Annotated in this window: 17 protein-coding genes; 9 read left to right on the top strand and 8 right to left on the bottom strand. The window is 67.9% G+C overall.

All coding sequences use genetic code 11. The features are described 5' to 3' along the window. Positions 1-49 precede the first annotated feature (49 nt). A complete protein-coding gene (locus ACIBL3_RS20375; RefSeq protein WP_396354981.1) occupies positions 50-1,333 on the bottom strand; it encodes an ABC transporter substrate-binding protein in 1,284 nt (427 codons plus the stop codon). 210 nt (positions 1,334-1,543) lie between these two features. Here ACIBL3_RS20375 and ACIBL3_RS20370 point away from each other — a divergent pair, with 210 nt between their 5' ends. From ACIBL3_RS20370 to ACIBL3_RS20355, 4 genes are read left to right on the top strand one after another with little or no spacing between them, the layout of a single operon-like run. Next, positions 1,544-2,254 (top strand): SDR family NAD(P)-dependent oxidoreductase, encoded by a 711-nt coding sequence (locus tag ACIBL3_RS20370; protein WP_396354980.1) that lies wholly within the window; start codon positions 1,544-1,546, stop codon positions 2,252-2,254. Beyond that, positions 2,251-3,006: a FadR/GntR family transcriptional regulator gene (locus ACIBL3_RS20365; RefSeq protein WP_396354979.1), complete on the top strand. Its 756-nt coding sequence runs from the start codon at positions 2,251-2,253 to the stop codon at positions 3,004-3,006. The genes ACIBL3_RS20370 and ACIBL3_RS20365 overlap by 4 nt, the downstream gene beginning before the upstream one ends. Next, complete coding sequence (gene dgoD, locus ACIBL3_RS20360) at positions 3,003-4,148, top strand: galactonate dehydratase (RefSeq protein ID WP_396354978.1); 1,146 nt, start codon at positions 3,003-3,005, stop codon at positions 4,146-4,148. The genes ACIBL3_RS20365 and dgoD overlap by 4 nt, the downstream gene beginning before the upstream one ends. Next, positions 4,142-4,921 carry a hypothetical protein gene (locus ACIBL3_RS20355; protein ID WP_396354977.1) on the top strand — a complete coding sequence of 260 codons (780 nt, stop codon included), beginning with the start codon at positions 4,142-4,144 and terminating at the stop codon, positions 4,919-4,921. Before dgoD ends, ACIBL3_RS20355 begins: the two co-directional genes overlap by 7 nt. 5 nt (positions 4,922-4,926) lie before the next feature. Here ACIBL3_RS20355 and ACIBL3_RS20350 read toward each other — a convergent pair whose 3' ends face one another. Beyond that, a complete protein-coding gene (locus ACIBL3_RS20350; protein ID WP_396354976.1) occupies positions 4,927-6,741 on the bottom strand; it encodes an exo-alpha-sialidase in 1,815 nt (604 codons plus the stop codon). Between the two features lie 143 nt (positions 6,742-6,884). On the opposite strand from ACIBL3_RS20350, the gene ACIBL3_RS20345 reads away from it, so the two are divergent. Genes ACIBL3_RS20345 through ACIBL3_RS20335 form a run of 3 tightly spaced genes read left to right on the top strand, consistent with a single transcriptional unit; the run spans position 6,885 to position 9,307 of the window. Continuing rightward, positions 6,885-7,511 carry a bifunctional 4-hydroxy-2-oxoglutarate aldolase/2-dehydro-3-deoxy-phosphogluconate aldolase gene (locus ACIBL3_RS20345; protein WP_396354975.1) on the top strand — a complete coding sequence of 209 codons (627 nt, stop codon included), beginning with the start codon at positions 6,885-6,887 and terminating at the stop codon, positions 7,509-7,511. 4 nt (positions 7,512-7,515) lie between these two features. After that, the gene (locus ACIBL3_RS20340; RefSeq protein WP_396354974.1) at positions 7,516-8,451 is read left to right on the top strand and encodes a sugar kinase; all 936 of its coding nucleotides are present in this window, start codon (positions 7,516-7,518) and stop codon (positions 8,449-8,451) included. Between the two features lie 43 nt (positions 8,452-8,494). Continuing rightward, positions 8,495-9,307, top strand: a complete 813-nt coding sequence (locus ACIBL3_RS20335) for a MerR family transcriptional regulator (protein ID WP_396354973.1) — start codon at positions 8,495-8,497, stop codon at positions 9,305-9,307. A gap of 9 nt (positions 9,308-9,316) precedes the next feature. On the opposite strand, the gene ACIBL3_RS20330 is transcribed toward ACIBL3_RS20335, so the two are convergent. Continuing rightward, positions 9,317-9,655, bottom strand: coding sequence for an antibiotic biosynthesis monooxygenase (locus tag ACIBL3_RS20330; protein WP_396354972.1), 339 nt, complete (start codon positions 9,653-9,655; stop codon positions 9,317-9,319). A 180-nt stretch (positions 9,656-9,835) separates the two neighbouring features. On the opposite strand from ACIBL3_RS20330, the gene ACIBL3_RS20325 reads away from it, so the two are divergent. Further along, complete coding sequence (locus ACIBL3_RS20325; RefSeq protein WP_396354971.1) at positions 9,836-10,012, top strand: hypothetical protein; 177 nt, start codon at positions 9,836-9,838, stop codon at positions 10,010-10,012. A gap of 36 nt (positions 10,013-10,048) precedes the next feature. Here the strand turns inward: ACIBL3_RS20325 and ACIBL3_RS20320 are convergent, their stop codons facing one another. From ACIBL3_RS20320 to ACIBL3_RS20300, 5 genes are all read right to left on the bottom strand, one after another. Next, positions 10,049-10,243, bottom strand: a complete 195-nt coding sequence (locus ACIBL3_RS20320) for a hypothetical protein (RefSeq protein ID WP_396354970.1) — start codon at positions 10,241-10,243, stop codon at positions 10,049-10,051. A gap of 26 nt (positions 10,244-10,269) precedes the next feature. Beyond that, the gene (locus ACIBL3_RS20315; RefSeq protein ID WP_396354969.1) at positions 10,270-11,736 is read right to left on the bottom strand and encodes an ATP-binding protein; all 1,467 of its coding nucleotides are present in this window, start codon (positions 11,734-11,736) and stop codon (positions 10,270-10,272) included. Further along, complete coding sequence (locus ACIBL3_RS20310) at positions 11,736-13,397, bottom strand: FAD-dependent oxidoreductase (protein WP_396354968.1); 1,662 nt, start codon at positions 13,395-13,397, stop codon at positions 11,736-11,738. The genes ACIBL3_RS20315 and ACIBL3_RS20310 overlap by 1 nt, the downstream gene beginning before the upstream one ends. A 94-nt stretch (positions 13,398-13,491) precedes the next feature. Further along, a complete protein-coding gene (locus ACIBL3_RS20305) occupies positions 13,492-14,982 on the bottom strand; it encodes a chitinase (RefSeq protein ID WP_396354967.1) in 1,491 nt (496 codons plus the stop codon). A gap of 15 nt (positions 14,983-14,997) precedes the next feature. Then, on the bottom strand, positions 14,998-15,252 hold the full coding sequence (locus tag ACIBL3_RS20300; RefSeq protein WP_396354966.1) for a hypothetical protein: 255 nt from the start codon (positions 15,250-15,252) through the stop codon (positions 14,998-15,000). A gap of 279 nt (positions 15,253-15,531) precedes the next feature. On the opposite strand from ACIBL3_RS20300, the gene ACIBL3_RS20295 reads away from it, so the two are divergent. Continuing rightward, the gene (locus ACIBL3_RS20295; protein WP_396354965.1) at positions 15,532-15,813 is read left to right on the top strand and encodes a hypothetical protein; all 282 of its coding nucleotides are present in this window, start codon (positions 15,532-15,534) and stop codon (positions 15,811-15,813) included. The last annotated feature ends 5 nt before the right edge of the window (positions 15,814-15,818 follow it).

The following is a 15,818-nucleotide window of genomic DNA, read 5'->3' as shown; positions in this document are numbered from 1 at the left end:
CCGCCACCGGTCCGTACGGACTGGTGGGGAGGCGACGTCACGGTCGAAGTCACGCTGTGAAGACCTTCTGGGCGGCGGCTTGCCAGTCCTTCAGGATCTTGTCGATCTGGTCGGGCTTGTCGAGGAACTTGGTGAGTGCGGCGTCGGCGGTCGGCTGGAGCGCGTCACTGGAGTCGCGGTTGAAGAACTGGGTCAGCTCGGCGGCGCTCTCGATCATCGCCTTGCCCTTCTTCACCAGCGGCGTGTCGGCGGCCTTGCCGTCCGGGTTCGCCGGGATCGCCGTACCGGAGGAGTTCTGCACGTAGATCTCCTGCGCCTCGGCGGTCGCCAGCCAGGTCATGAACTTCTTCACGCCGTCCGGGTCCTTCGCCTTCTTCGACGCGAAGTACCCGTCCGTCGGCGCCTCCTCGGCGACCGGTACGGCGGGATCGATGATCGGGAACTGGAAGAAGTCGATGTCGTCCAGCGCGTCCTTGGGCGCGGAGTCCGCGAAGAACGTGCCGATCAGGAACATCCCGGTCTTGCCGGCCAGCAGCGCCGAGGTCGCCTCCTGGAACGGGAACGACTTGCCCTTCGGGTCGAAGTACGGCAGCGCCTCGCGCCACTTGGTGAAGACCGCCTTCACCTTCGGGTCGTCGAACCGACCCTGGCCGGCCAGCAACTCGCGGTGGAACGGCGCGCCGTTGATCCGGATGTTCAGGTAGTCGAACCAGGCCGACGCGACCCACGGGGTGTCGCCGAGCCCGATGCCGATCGGCGGGACGCCCTTGCCCTGGATCGTCTTGCACACCTGCAGGAACTCGTCCCACGTCTTCGGCGGCGTCACGCCCCACTTGGCGAAGTTCGACTTCCGGTAGAACATGCCCCACCAGTAGTAGCTGGTCGGCACGAAGATCTTCTGCCCGTTGCTGCTGGTGGACAGCGTCTGCATCGACTTCGGGTAGTTGCCCAGGCCGTCCCAGACGCTGGTGACGTCGAGCAGCAGGTCCTTCTTCGCGTACGAGTCCGCGACCGAGCCGGCGTACCAGGTGTAGACGTCCGGCGGGTTCGCCGAGGTGAGGTAGGTCGGCAGCTGGGTCCGGAAGATCTCCGACGCGACCGTGTTCAGCTTGACCTGGGACGCGCCCGTTTTGTTGTACGCGGCAACGAGCTTCTCCATCGCGGCCTTCGCCTGCTCACTGGAGAGGTTCGACTGCAGCGAAAGCTCACCAGTGGCCGCGCTGCCGCTGCCCGGACTGCTTGTCGAGGTCGCGCACCCGGGCACCAGGGCGGCCGCCCCGAGCAGTCCGAGTCCCTTGAGGAAAGTCCGCCGATCTGCTGCCAGACCCGTCATGCCAACTCCTGAAATCGCCCCGACGGTCATCTGCGCGATGAGCCGGTCGAGTGAGGGGTGTGTTGCGGACGATCTTGCGGCGAGGGCTCCCGGGTGTCAATATTAATTCGTAAATTACGAGCAAATCGCTTGACGGGACAGCGGCGTCACGGTCAACTGGTTCATCGTTGGAGGGCTCGGCGGCCGGCCGGGTTCGTTGAGGAGGCGCGGGTGCGGTTGACGGGGCGGGTGATCGCGGTGACCGGAGCCGCGTCCGGGATCGGCGCTGCCTGCGTCGAGCGGCTGCTGGCCGAGGGCGCGTCGGTCGTGCAGGTCGACGTGCAGCCGTGCAAGGAGGTGCCGGGCCGGGCGATCGCCGTACAAGGTGATGTGTCGTCGCCGGACACCTGGGCCGAGGTGCGGTCGCGCGGTCGCGACGAGCTCGGGCCGATCGACGGACTCGTCAGCAATGCGGTCTTCGTCGAGGTTCGCCCGGCGCACGAGCTCACTGCCGAGTCCTGGCAACGGCAGCTGGACGTGAACCTCACCGCCGCGTTCCTCGGCTTCCACACCTTGTACGGCGACCTGACTTCAGTCGTACTGGTGTCGTCGGTGCACGCTCTGGTCGGCCTGCCGGGACACCCGGCGTACGCGGCGACCAAGGGTGCGCTGGTTGCGCTCGGACGCCAGCTCGCGGTCGAGTACGGCGGCTCCATCCGGGTGAACACTGTGCTGCCCGGCCCGATCGAGACCGCGATGTGGGACCGCGTCGATGCCGAGGGCCGCGAGCAGAGTGCGAAGGCCACTGCGGTCGGGCGACTCGGGCAGCCGGACGAGGTGGCACAGGTGATCGCGTTCCTGCTGTCGGAGGAAGCGTCGTACGTGACGGCTGCCAGCCTGGTGGTCGACGGTGGTTGGTCCGCGGTGAAGGACTCTGCATGAGGGAGAGCGGTGTGACGGGGATTCAGCGCGGCGTGTCGCGGGGACTGCACGGGCAGATCGTGGAGGTGATGGCGCAGCGCATCCTGTCCGGACAGATCCCGGAGGGCGCGACCATCAACGTGCCCGAACTGCAGGCCGACCTCGGCGTCAGCCTGACCGCGGTCCGCGAGGCGTTGAAGGTGCTGACCGCCAAGGGGCTGGTCGATGCGCGGCAGAAGCGTGGCACGTTCGTCCGGCCGCGGTCGGACTGGAACCTGCTCGACGCGGACATGATCCGCTGGCACTTCGACGACGACGTACGGCCGGAGCTCCTCGAGGAACTGCACGAGGTGCGCGGCATCGTCGAGCCGGCCGCCGCTCGACTGGCCGCGCTGCGTGCCGAGTCGACGCACCTGGAGGCGTTGGACGCGGCGCTCGAGGAGATGGCGTCAGCGAAGGATGACCTCGCGGCCGTCGATGCCGACCTCAAGTTCCACCGGGCGCTGCTGGCGGCAACTGGCAACGAACTGCTGACCAAGATGGAAGTGATCATGGAAACCGGGCTCGCCGATCGCGACCGGCTGGTGCACAAGGTGAAGCCGTCGGACGATCCGCTGCCGAGCCACAAGCGGGTGGTGGACGCTGTCCGTTCCGGCGACCCCGCCGCTGCGGAGGCGGCCATGCGTGAGTTGCTGGCCAAGGCGGCGGAGGACCTGACCGAGGTCCGTGGGTCCTCGTCGGCTCGGACCCGGGGCCGGGGACGTCGCTCGTGAAGATCGAGGGAATCGAGACCTTCCTGGTCCCGCCGCGCTGGTTGTTCTGCCGGATCGAGACCAGCGACGGCGTCGTCGGCTGGGGCGAACCCGTGGTCGAAGGCCGCGCCGAGGTCGTCCGGACCGCGATCGAGACCCTGTCGGAGTACCTGATCGGCCAGGACCCGTTGCAGATCGAGCGGCACTGGCAGGTGCTGTCGAAGGGCGGGTTCTACCGCGGCGGGCCGGTCCTGAGCAGCGCGGTCGCCGGCCTCGACCACGCGCTGTGGGACATCGCCGGCAAGGTGTACGGCGCTCCTGTCGCGTCACTGCTCGGTGGACGGGTCCGCGATCGGGTCCGCGTCTACGCGTGGGTCGGCGGAGACGAGCCGGCTGCTGTGGCCGACCAGGTCGCCGAGCAGGTCGAGGCGGGCATGACCGCGGTGAAGATGAACGGCAGCGGACTCATCCAGCCGTCGCCTTCGGTTGCCGAGATCAAGGACATCGTGGCTCGATTGAGCGCTGCTCGTGAAGCTCTCGGGGACACGCGCGACGTGGCCATCGACCTGCATGGCCGGGTCGGTGTGGCCGGCGCGCGGCGGATCCTGCACGCGGTCGAGGACCTGCAGCCGTTCTTCGTCGAGGAGCCGGTGCTGCCTGAGCACATGGTGCATCTGTCCGAGGTGGTCAGCGCATCGACTGTGCCGCTGGCTTTGGGCGAGCGGCTCTACCACCGCGCGGACTTCGTCGCGCCGCTGAACGCCGGCGTTGCGGTGGTCCAGCCGGACGTGTCACATGCCGGCGGGATCTCGGAGTTGCGGCGGATCGCGGTGCTGGCCGACACACATGGTGCGATGCTGGCGCCGCACTGTCCGCTCGGGCCGATCTCGCTGGCGGCGAGTCTGCAGGTCGCGTTCGCGACGCCGAACTTCCTGATCCAGGAGCAGAGCCGAGGCATCCACTACAACCAGGCGAGCGACCTCACGTCGTACGTGACGGACCCGGCGCCGTACACCTGGGTCGACGGTCACGCCGACTGGAATCCGTTGCCTGGCTTGGGAATCACGGTTGACGAGGCCGCGGTCCGAGCAGCGGACAAGACCGGCCACAGCTGGCGCAATCCGGTCTGGACCCACCCGGACGGCTCGTTCGCCGAATGGTAGTCATCGACGCGGAGGACGGCGGCCGCTGGAAGTCACTACAGTTGGCCGGTCGGGAGTGGCTCTGGCAGGGACCCGGGCTCCTGAGCGGACCCCGCACGAACCACACCGCGTTCACCGACGCGGGCGGTCTCGACGAATGCTTCCCCACCATCCGTGGCATGCCGGATCACGGCGGTCTCTGGAACCAGCCCTGGTCCACCTCGGTGACGTTTGGCGACGCGGCTCTCACTCGGACCTTCACATCCGGCGCCGATTCCGTCACCGCCGACTACCACCTGCAGGCGCCTCCGGGCTACCGCTTCACGTGGGCGGCGCATGCCCTGCTGGACTGCGCGGTCGGCGCATCGGTGCTGGCATCCGGTGGGACTCCTTGCAGGCTCTACCCCGAAGCCGCCCCCTATCTCTCGACCCCGTGGCCTGCGGACGCCTCTTGGCTCGACACGACCTGGCCGACGCCGCTCGACCTGAACACCTACGGTCCATCCGACGGGACCGCGGTCGGCGCGATCCTCGTCGACTGTCCCACCGTGTCCGTTCTCGACCGCGGTGCCCTCCTGCAGCTGGAATTGAGTTGCCCCGGGCAACCAGTGTCGACGGCGTTGTGGCGTAACCAGGCCGGCTTCCCCGACGAGACGCCGTACCGGAGCCTGGGGGTGGAGCCGATGCTCGGGCGGGTGTTCGATCTTGCGGAGGCCGGTCCGGGGGACGCGGCCGTCGTACCGCCGAGTGGCGAGCTGGCCTGGCGGTTGACGGTCTCCGCCAGGCCAGTGTGATGGTGCTATCCGAGCGGCAGATCGAGTACGACGTTCGCCACCGTGGTGCTGTTCGTCGTGCGGATGCTGTTGATCTCGGTCGCGGTCAGCGCCCGCTTGTAGATGCGGACCTCGTCCATGGAGCCGTCGAAGTGATGCGCTCCGTCGAGCCGCTGGCCGACGTACATCTTGAACGGTCGCGCCGGACTGACCGATCCGGCCGGCGCCGTGACGCTGGCTGCCTGGACTCCGTCGACCCAGATCGACAACGTGCCTGCCTTGCGCTGCAGGGCGACGTGATGCCAGGCGTTGTTGTTGTACGCGCTGGTTGTGGAGACGGATGCGGTGTTGCCGTTGGTGGTGATCAGCCCGCGGATGCGGCTGTCCGCGGGTTCGGCCCGCAGCCAGAACTGCGAGAACTCGTTGATGCCGTACCCCCAGAAGATCGCCTGGTTCGCCGTACTCGCGCCGTACTTGATCCATGCCATCGCGGTGAAGTCGCCGGCGCCGACCGCGAGCGACTCCGCGAACGGCAGCTGGATCGCGTCGTCGACGCCATCGAGGTCGCGTGCCTGCCCGAACTTGCCGGTGACCGCGGTCGTCCCGCCACGCAGGTAACTGTGGTTGCCGAGCCCGGAGACGTCGGGCGTCGTCGTGCCGAGCGGTGCGTCGGGGTGGCCGATGTCGGTCTCGGTGAACCGGGCGAACCGGATCTGGTCGCGTGCGTCCACGGTGCCGCCTTCGTACAGCAGCCCGATCTCACCGGTGTCGAGGATCGCCATGTCGGAGTACCCGGACCAGTCGCTGGTGATCCTGGTGCCGTCGGCCACGGACTGCCAGGTCTTGCCTTCGTCGAAGCTGGACCGGATCGTCATGTACCGCCGCCGCTCCGGATCAGCCGGCCCGGCGAAGAGGATCCGGTTGTACTTGTCCCCGCGATCCACAGCCCGCAGCCGCTGCAGCGACGTCTGCACCACCGGCGTGGTCAGGCCGGAGATGGTCGCGTACGGCGCGACGTACGTCTGCCCGCCGTCGTTGCTGACCGCAGACATCCGACTGGCTCCGGCAGCACCGGTGTTGTTGCGGGCAATCGCGTAGACGCCACCGTCCACCTTCTCGACGACACTGATCTCCTGCGGTACGGCGCCATCGGACCGCAGATCGGTCGCACCCTTGTGCCAGGTCTCACCACTGTCGTCGCTGTACACCAACTGCCCGGCCGCGCGACCGCTGCCGTTGTCGTAGTTGGTCCCGGCGACCAACCGCCCGGCATGCGCGCCACGCGTCAGCTGGATGCCGTGCACCGGCCCGGTGGCGTACCAGCCCCAAGCCGGATCGTCGATCTGATCACCGATGTCCTTTGCCTTGCTCCACGTCCGGCCGTCGTCGTCACTGGTCTGCACGTACGGCGTCCGCGGCCGGCTCGTCGTACCGGGGTCCATCGTGCTCAGCAGCACGATCCGGCCGGTCTCGTAGTCGACGATGGGCGCCGGGTTGCCGCGGGTCGCCACCGCGTTCGGGTCGGAGTCGCTGCCGGACAGCACGGTCTGCGTCGCCGACCAGGTCCGGCCGTCGTCGTCGGAGCGGCGCATCACCAGGTCGATCTCCTGCGAGTCCGCGCACCAGGTTCGCCGCGCCTCGGCGAAGGCGAGCAGGGTGCCGGCTTTGGTCTTCACGATCGCGGGGATGCGGTAGCAGCCGTATCCCGCGTCTCCCTTGTTGAAGAGCACGGTCTGGGTGATTGCTGTCGGGCCAAAGGCTTCTGTGGGCGGTTGCGCGGCAGCCGGCGGGGCGGGCACCAGCAGCGTGAGCGCTACGAGGAGTGGAAGTCGGGTGGGCATGGGCGGATGCCTCCAAAACTGAAAGTGAACAACGGGGCGGTTGTTCACCTCGTAATTTATCCACTTCCACGCGTCCAAAACCGATGACATGGGACGTCCTATGTCTGGATCGATCCAATAGCGTGGACCCCGAGGAGGAACCCATGGATCTGCTTGCCGAACTCCGGCGCCGCAAGGTGCTCGCCATCATCCGGACCGACGACCCCGACCGCGCCCTGGAGTGCATCCACACCCTCATCGAGGCGGGGATCACCGCCCTCGAGGTGTCGCTCACCACGCCGGGCGGGGTCGAGGCGATCGCCAAGGCGCGCTCGACGTACGACCCGTCGATCCTGATCGGCGCAGGCACCGTCGTCACCCCAGCCCAAGCCGACGAGGTCGCCGCGGCGGGCGCGGGGTTCGCGGTCACACCGGCGATCACCCGCGGCGCCCACCGCAGCGTGGAGCTCGGCCTTCCGCTGCTCTGTGGCGCGCTCACCCCCACCGAGGTCGTCGCCGCGCTCGACCTCGGCGCCACCGCGGTCAAGATTTTCCCCGCCAAGGTCTACGGTCCCGGCTACTTCCGCGAACTCCGCGCCCCACTCCCCGACGCGCCCCTGATCGCAGTAGGCGGCGTCGACGCGACCACCGCCCCCGAATACCTCGCCGCCGGCGCCCTGGCCGTCGGCGTAGCCTCCCCGCTCCTGGGCAACGCCGCCACCGGCGGCTCGTTGTCCGACCTAGCCGCCCGAGCCAAAACCTTCCTCGCCGCAGTGGCCCCCACGGAGTAGACCGATGACTGATCTCCTGACCATCGGCGAGACGATGGTTTCGTTGCGGACTGCGCGTCCGATGCGGCTCGGCGGTGATGCGCACCTGTCGATCGCCGGCTCGGAGAGCAACGTCGCCATCGGCCTCTCTCGTCTGGGGCACCAGGCCGCCTGGCTGGGTGCTGTCGGCAACGACGAGCCCGGTCGGCTGATCCAGCGCACGCTGCGGGCCGAGGGTGTGGACACGGAGTGGCTCCGGTTCTCGGACGAGTCGTTCACCGGGTTCATCGCCTTCGACCAGCCGTCGCACGACATCACCCGGGTCAGCTACCACCGCCGCGGCTCGGCCGGTTCCACGCTGACTAGTGCGGAGAGCATCGCCGCGTTGGAAGCGTCCGCGCCTCGGCTGCTTCATGTCACTGGCATCACGCCGGCCCTCTCCGACTCCACGCGTGCTGCGACGCTGGCCGTCGTACGTGCGGCTGCGGAGTCCGCCGTACGCGTGTCGCTGGACGTCAACTACCGCGCTCGCCTCTGGTCACGCGCCGACGCGGCGACTGCGCTGCGTGACCTGCTTCCCTTCGTACACACGGTTTTCGCGTCCGACGACGAACTCGACATCCTCACCGACGCCGCCGAACCAGTCCGCGCCTTGCTGGACGGCGGCAGCACCGAGGTCGTCGTGACCGCCGGCGGCAAGGGCGCCTGGACGCACACCGCCGACGGCACGATCCACCGGCCCGCCCTCCCGGTGACCGTCGTCGACAGCATCGGCGCCGGCGACGCGTTCGTGTCCGGCTACCTGTCCGGCACTCTCGACGACCTCTCCCCGGAACACCGCCTCGACCGCGCCACCACGTCCGGCGCCTTCTGCGTCACCGCGACCGGCGACTGGGAGTCCCTCCCCACCCGCGACGACCTCTCGCTGCTGTCGCACACCCAAGGCACCGCGCTCCGCTGACGCTTGCACTTGACACTGTGTCAAGGCAGAGAGTCGGGTCGTCATGGTGAACATCGGAGAATTCGCTCGTCTCGGCGGGGTGTCGACCCGCATGCTGCGGCACTACGACGCCATCGGCGTACTCAAGCCTGCGCACGTCGATCCGTCCAGCGGCCGACGCTCGTACGACGTCACGCAACTGGCGACCCTGAACCGTTTGGTCGCCCTCAAAGGGCTCGGGTTCAGCCTGGACGAAATCGGCCGGCTGCTCGGTGAAGGCGTGGATCCCGCGGAAATGAAGGGGATGCTGCGGTTGCGGCAGGCCGAGTTCGAACGCCGGGTGCGGCACGACCGGCACATCCTCGACCGGGTGACAGCGCGACTCCGACTGATCGAGCAGGAGACCCGCATGAACACGACCATCGAAACCAAACAAGCCGACGCAGTCACCATCGCATCCCTCTCGGCAACCGCGATCGACGCTAGCCCGCAGAGCACCGGCCACGTGCTGCGCGACCTCTTCGACCAGGTCATCGAGCGAATGGAAGCCGTCCACGCCGACCGCACCACCCCCGTCGCTTGGTTCATCTCGGCGGACGGCCGTGCGTCGGTCGAGGTTATCGCCGGCTATGCCTTGCCCGGCGACTCGGTCCCGGGCCTGCAGGCCCGGTCGCTGCCGGTGGTCGAGGTGGCTTCAACCATTCACCAGGGCCCGATGTCGGGGATCGCCACCGCCTACCAGGAGCTTGCTCGGTGGGCCGAGGCGAACGGCCATCACAAGCTCCTGGAGTCACCTCGCTGGCGCCAGCACTTCCTCGAAGCAGACGGCGACGACGAAACCCACTGGATCGTGGAACTCCAACTCGAACTGACCTAACCCGCGGGGTCAGCGTTCGTCGATGATTTCGGCGTTGGTGGCCGTCGGGGGTGCGGACACCAGCGACCACGCGGCGACTGCCTCCGGCGATTGCGCCAACGGGAAGGCAGCAGCCATCGCCTGGAACGACTCCCACCGCCAGGTGTCGGTGTACGTCCCGTCCTCGAGCCGCACGAGCTGCGTGGAGGTCAGTCCGGGGTGGGCGGACCGGATCACCCCGATCACGGTCGCCCGCCGCTCGAGAAACTCGGCCAGCTTCTCCGGCTCGACCGAGTACGTGTGGATCCGCACAACTCCTGCGGTCGCATCCGTTGTGTGCTCTGCCTGGGTCTGCTGTGTCGCCTGCATGATGTTCTCCTCTTGATCTTGGGTACGTGCTGTTGACGGATGTCGGCGAGGAGATGTGACGGGGCCGCTCGCGGGTGTGCAGGTTGAGTGGATCCGGGGGTTGCTGGGCACCGGGGAGCAGAAACAGCACTCAGGAACGGAGGGGCGGTTATCACCAGTCCCAGTGGCCCTTACGAGGGTTTGACTCCCGCGGCGCATGAAGACCCGGCCGAGGTCACCGACACCGAGGTCAACGAGGCTCTCGAGCGTGGCGACGTCGACGTACGCGGCCAGGAGATCCGCCACGACGAAGGCGCGCGACCGGACTCCGACCGCAACGACACTCCACAACCCCCGACCAAGGAAAGCCAAACCTGACGAGCGCCTGCAAGCCCGCCCGATCAGCTGGCGCGCTCAGCAATCCTCTGAATCCTCGACCGGGAACAGGATCGGGCTGAGCAGATCGCGGGAGCGTTCCCTCGGACTGGTCGGGTCGTCCGGCACGAGATCCACAATGCGGTTGCACGCATCGTGGATCTCGTTCTCGGCTTCCTCCAGGTCCGCGCGCTGGTCGGACTCGGCCGCCTCCCAGTAGAACTGCGGCTCCACGTCGGCGTTCCGGCGTACCGACTCCGTCAGGTGAGGAGGTCGGGGTCGGTTTCGAGTTCTTTGTCTGGTTCGAGGGGGAGGACGATCTTGAAGCGGGTGTCGCCGGGTTGGGATTCGACGCGCAGGTCGCCGTGGTGTTTCTTGACCACGATGCGCCAGGAGATGTCGAGGCCCAGGCCGGTGCCCTCGCCGATCGGTTTGGTGGTGAAGAACGGCTCGAAGATCCGGTTCCGGATCTCCCGCGGGATCCCCGGACCGGTGTCGCCGATCTCGACGACCGCGTAGGCGCCGTCCTTCTTGGTCCGGATGGTCAGCGTGCCCGATCCGCCCATCGCGCTGACCGCGTTGTCGATGATGTTGGTCCACACCTGGTTGAGCTCGGCGGCGTACGCCGGGATCGGTGGCAACTCCGGATCGAAGTCCTTCACCACCTCGTACCCCTGCAGCTTCCCCGACATCATCACCAGCGTCGACTTCAGCAACTCGCGCAGATCGACGATCTGGTACGGCGCCCTGTCGATCTGCGAGTACTGCTTCGCGGCGCCGACCAGCGTCGAGATCCGGGTGACGGAGTCGTCGATCTCGTTCATCAGCGACTCGGTGTCGATCGTGTACATCAACCAGCGCACGGCGCCCTCGAGGTACTTCGGCCCGACCGCGGCCAGCACCTCCTCCATCCACGGCACGTCGAGCCCGGCCGCGGCCAGCACCGGCGCGACGTCCCAGCTGGCCTGAACGTCGTGGTCGTCCAGCCAGTCGGTCAGCGAGTCCTCGGCATCGGACAGCTCCATCGGCGAGATGTCCTTGTCCTTGGTCTTGTCCAGCCGCTCGACCGCCGCCTCCTGCAACTCGACGATCTGGTGCAGTTTGGTCGCGTCCAAGGTGCCGTCGGCAAGCATCGCCAGCTTGGACCGCATCCCCGCGACCCGCTGCCGCAGCGTCGCCGCGGCCCGGACCGCCGCGGCGGCGGGGTTGTTGAGCTCGTGTGTCAGACCGGCCGACAACGACCCGAGGGCGAGCAGCCGCTCGCGCTCCCCCAGCGTCTCGTTGGTCCGGCGCATCCCCATGATGAAGCCCTCGATCAGGTGCACCGCCATCGGGAACCAGGTGTTCATCATCGTCGCCATGGTCTCGGCGCCGATCACGTAGAACTCCGACGGCTCGGTCACCCGCATCGTCGCCGTGTAGGTCTTGTGGTCGGTGGCGCCGAAGAAGGCGTTGAACGCACCGGCGTAGACCCCGCGCTGGCGGGTCCGGTTGATCTCGATCTCTTCACCGTGCGACAGCTTGCAGAGCCGGAGCTCACCGGACAGCAGCACGTAGCAGCAGGTCGCCGGATCTCCCTCGGCGAACACGATCCCGTCGTGCACCGACTCGACGTACCCGGCATCGGACAGCCACTGCAACTGCTCGTCGGTCAGCGACTCGAACAGGAAGAGCGTGCGCAACTCGTCCGGGGTCAGCCGGCGCGGCTGCTCGGTCTCGACAGTCATCAGAGCATCTCCAGGTATCGGTGCACCAGTGTCACGGCCATCGCTCCGTCGCCAACCGCGGAGGCGACCCGCTTCACCGACTCGGCCCGTACGTCCCCGGCGGCGAACACGCCCGGCATGCTCGTCTCCAGGTGGTACGGCTCCCGCTCCAACGCCCAGCCCGGTGGCTTCCCGTGCAGGTCCGGCCCGGTGAGGACGAACCCGCGCTGGTCGCGGAGCAGGTCACCCGGCAGCCAGTCCGTCCGCGGGGCCGCGCCGATGAACACGAACATCCACTCCGTGTCCACCTCGCGCGACTCACCGGTCACACTGTTCCGCAGGGTTGCCCGTTCGAGGTGGTCGGAGCCCTTGCAGTCGACCACCTGCGTACAGGTGTGGACCTCGATATTGTCGATCTCGTCGATCTGATTGATCAGGTACGACGACATGGTCGCCGTCAGCGATGGTCCTCTTACCAGCATATGCACGCGTTTGGCATGTCTCGAGAAGTACACCGCAGCCTGGCCGGCGGAGTTCGCCCCGCCGATGATGTAGACCTCCTGTCCGGCGCAGCTGGGCCCCTCGGTCGTGGCCGAGCCGTAGTAGATGCCCCGGCCGCACAGGTCGTCCACACCGGGGGCGTCGAGCGTCCGGTACGAGACGCCGGTCGCCAGGATCACCGAGTGCGACGAGATCTCGCTGCCGTCCGAGAACCGCAGCTTGCGCGCGGACCCGAGCGTCTCCAGACCGACCACCTGACGCGCGGTCAGCAACTCAGCGCCGAACCGCACCGCCTGCCGCCGGGCCCGGTCGGTCAACTGAGCGCCCGACACCCCGTCGGGAAAGCCCAGGTAGTTCTCGATCCGGCTCGACTGGCCGGCCTGGCCGCCGGTCGCCAACTGCTCGACCAGCACGGTCCGCAGTCCTTCGCTGGCGCCGTACACGGCCGCACCCAGACCCGCCGGACCACCACCGACGACGACCAGGTCGTAGAACTCCGAGGCGGGCGCGGTCGACAGCCCCACCTTGCTCGCCAGCTCGGACTCGCTCGGCGCCACCATGACCGAGCCGTCCGGAGTGATGATCACCGGGAGCGTCGAGCCGTCCACCCCGGCTGCCTCCAGCAGGCGCTTGCTCTCGTCCTCGTCCACGCCGTACCACCGATACGGCACGGCGTTGCGGGCCAGGAAGTCGCGGGCCGCGAACGACGGCGCCGACCAGCGGTGGCCGATCACCCGGGTCTCGTCGGTGGACGGCTCCGGGGTCGACTTCCACAGGTCGAGCATCGCGTCGACCACCGGGTAGAGCTTCTCCTCCGGCGGGTTCCACGGCTTCAGCAGGTAGTGGTCGAGGTCGACCACGTTGATCGCCTGGATCGCCGCGTCGGTGTCGGCGTACGCGGTGAGCAGCACGCGGCGCGCGAGCGGGAACAGATCCATCGCGGCCTCGAGGAACTCGATCCCGGACAGCTGGGGCATCCGGTAGTCGGCCAGCAGCAGCGCCACCGGCTCGCCCCGCAGCTTGAGCTCGCGCAGGGCGTCCAGCGCCTGGACCGGATTCTCCGCCCGGACGATGCGGTGCTCCTCGCCGTACCGACGGCGGAGGTCACGGGCGATCGACCGGGAAACGCCGGGGTCGTCGTCCACGGTGAGGATCACCGGGCGGGTCGTTGACGCTGTCATGCCTCCTTCATACCAGCGCCGGGCCAGGAATCGGGAAGGGTATTTGCCGCACACTTTCGCTGCGGTTTCCCGCAGTCGGGACCTGCGGGAAACCTCAGGGCAGCGCGGCGAGGTACGGCGCGTGACTGTTCTTGAACTCCCAGCCGTAGTACCGATCCCAGTTGATCGACCACGTCATCAGCCCGCGGAAGGCCGGCGAGGCGCCGCCACGGAGGCTGTAACCGCCGCAGTTCTGGCCCTTGACCAGGCAGTCGAGCGCTTGGTGCACGGCTGCCGGGGCGGTGTAGCCGTTGCCTGCGCTGACCGCTGCCGGGAGTCCGAAAGCGATCTGGTCCTGCCGGAGCCCTGGGAAGGTCTGACCGGTGTTGGCGACCGGGAAGCCGGCCTTGATCATGTCGGTCATCGCGATGTGGAAGTCCGCGCCGCCCATGTTGTGGTACTGGTTGTCCAGCCCCATCACCGGACCGGAGTTGTAATCCTGGACGTGCAGCACGGTCAGTGCGTCGCGCAGCGCGTGGATGACCGGCAGGTACGACCCGGTCCGGTTGTCGCCGCCGCCCGCACCGCCGTAGAACTGGTACCCGACCTGCACAAAGAACGTCTCTGGCGCCATCGTCAGCACGAAGTTCGCGCCGTACTTCGCCTTCAGTGACTTCAGCGCCGAGATCAGGTTGACGATCACCGGTGTGGTCGGGTTGCGGAAGTCGGTGTCACCGGCGTTCAGGTACAGCGAGTGTCCTTCGAAGTCGATGTCCAGTCCGTCGAGACCGTAGCGGTCGATGATCGCGCTGACCGAGCTGACGAACGCGTCCCGGGCAGCAGTGGAGGTGAGCTGCACCTGCCCGTTGGCGCCGCCGATGGAGATCAGCACCTTCTTCCCAGCCGCCTGCTTGGCCCGGATCGCGCTGACGAACTCCGCCTCGCTCTCCACGTTCGGGCACTCCGCGACCGGGCAGCGGTTGAACCGGATGTCCCCCGACGTCACCGACGTCGGCTCACCGAAGGCCAGGTTGATGATGTTCCACTCCGCCGGTACGTCGGCCATCCGCACGTACCCGGACCCGTTGGCGAAGCTCGCGTGGAGGTATCCGATCAGCGCATGCTTGGGCAACCCCGTGCTCGTGCAGCCTCCCGTCGTACCTGTCACCGCTGGGGACTTGGCCGACTCACCTGTCCCGTTGTACGCCGCGACCGAGTAGGTGTGACTCGTGCACGTCCCGAGTCCGCCGAGGGTGGCCGTCGTACCAGTGACGGTCTGTACGACGTTGGCGCCTTCGTACACGCGGTAGCCAGTGACTGTGCCAGTGGAGGCGCCCCAACCGAGCGAGATGCTGCTGTTCGTCGTACCGGTGACTGAAGGCGTTCCGGGAACGCCAGGACCGGACGGGTTGCCACCGGGACCGTCGAGGCTGATGTCGTCCGCCTGGTACGCCGGTTGCCCGTACCAGCCATGCACGTACACCTGCACCGACGTCTGACTCGCACCCGTCGTGAACGAGACGCTCAGCTGCGTGTAGCTCGACGCAGACGGCGTCCAGGTCGACGCACCGCCAGTGACGCCCAGGTAGACGTACGACCCACGCACCCAACCCGACAGCGTTCACGCCGTATTGGGCTGCACTGACACGGTCTGGCTGCACTGTGCATGGTCCGAGCTCGTCACTGCCCCGTTGAGCGCATAGCCGCCAGTCCGCACCGGGCTGCTGACGACAGACCCGCCAGAACAGGTCCACCCGCTCAGCGACCCGGTCTCGAAGCCCGGATTGGTCAGGACGTTCGCCGCCTGCGCGGACTGCGTCCCACCGACGAGCAGCAGAAGCAGACCGAGGACGACAGCAAGGCACCGTGAACGCATGGGCGAACCTCCCGGGGCGGATGGAGTTCATTAAGTAGAGACGCTCCGTAACTTCCTGGTCAATGTGCGACGGCTGTCGGCTTCCCGACGCTGTCGGGACCCCGTCGCCGGTTGTTTGGCAGGTTTTCGCCAGCGGCCAGTTGAAGCCAAAACCGTGTAGCCGTCGCTACGCCTTGGCAGGCTCTTCGTCGTCCGGAGCTCGGGGGCGGGCGACCGCGGCTACAGCCGGCGGTCAGGACTACGGGACGCCAGGCGCGCGTCCCTCCGTGGAGGCATCACGTGAACCATCCCAACCTGCGTCGGCGCACCGCTTTGCTCGCGGGCGCCGCGCTGATCACCACCGCCCTGGTGGCTCCACCAGGCTCGGCGGCACCGACCGCACCGCCGCCTGCGGCAGAGGCCACCTCGATGGCCCTGCCGACCTTCGCACCGGGCCGGTACGTCGTGACACTGGCCGACAAGCCGCTCGCGACGTACCAAGGCGGCGTCAGCGGGCTGAAGGCCACCAAGCCGGCCAAGGGTCGCAAGGTGGACGTCAACAGCACGGACTCCCAGCGCTAACGGTC

The organism is Kribbella sp. NPDC050124, from assembly GCF_044460355.1.
Classification (GTDB): domain Bacteria; phylum Actinomycetota; class Actinomycetes; order Propionibacteriales; family Kribbellaceae; genus Kribbella.
The sequence above is the reverse complement of the archived record's forward strand: the minus strand, read 5'-3'. Positions and strand labels throughout refer to the sequence as shown.

Coding starts and splice junctions, on each gene's coding strand:
- ACIBL3_RS20335 (WP_396354973.1), top strand. CDS start 8,495: ATGGTGAACATCGGAGAATTCGCTCGTCTCGGCGGGGTGTCGACCCGC.
- ACIBL3_RS20355 (WP_396354977.1), top strand. CDS start 4,142: ATGGTAGTCATCGACGCGGAGGACGGCGGCCGCTGGAAGTCACTACAG.
- ACIBL3_RS20310 (WP_396354968.1), bottom strand. CDS start 13,397: ATGACAGCGTCAACGACCCGCCCGGTGATCCTCACCGTGGACGACGAC.
- ACIBL3_RS20350 (WP_396354976.1), bottom strand. CDS start 6,741: ATGCCCACCCGACTTCCACTCCTCGTAGCGCTCACGCTGCTGGTGCCC.
- ACIBL3_RS20315 (WP_396354969.1), bottom strand. CDS start 11,736: ATGACTGTCGAGACCGAGCAGCCGCGCCGGCTGACCCCGGACGAGTTG.
- ACIBL3_RS20300 (WP_396354966.1), bottom strand. CDS start 15,252: ATGCGTTCACGGTGCCTTGCTGTCGTCCTCGGTCTGCTTCTGCTGCTC.
- ACIBL3_RS20345 (WP_396354975.1), top strand. CDS start 6,885: ATGGATCTGCTTGCCGAACTCCGGCGCCGCAAGGTGCTCGCCATCATC.
- ACIBL3_RS20340 (WP_396354974.1), top strand. CDS start 7,516: ATGACTGATCTCCTGACCATCGGCGAGACGATGGTTTCGTTGCGGACT.
- ACIBL3_RS20330 (WP_396354972.1), bottom strand. CDS start 9,655: ATGCAGGCGACACAGCAGACCCAGGCAGAGCACACAACGGATGCGACC.
- ACIBL3_RS20375 (WP_396354981.1), bottom strand. CDS start 1,333: ATGACGGGTCTGGCAGCAGATCGGCGGACTTTCCTCAAGGGACTCGGA.
- ACIBL3_RS20365 (WP_396354979.1), top strand. CDS start 2,251: ATGAGGGAGAGCGGTGTGACGGGGATTCAGCGCGGCGTGTCGCGGGGA.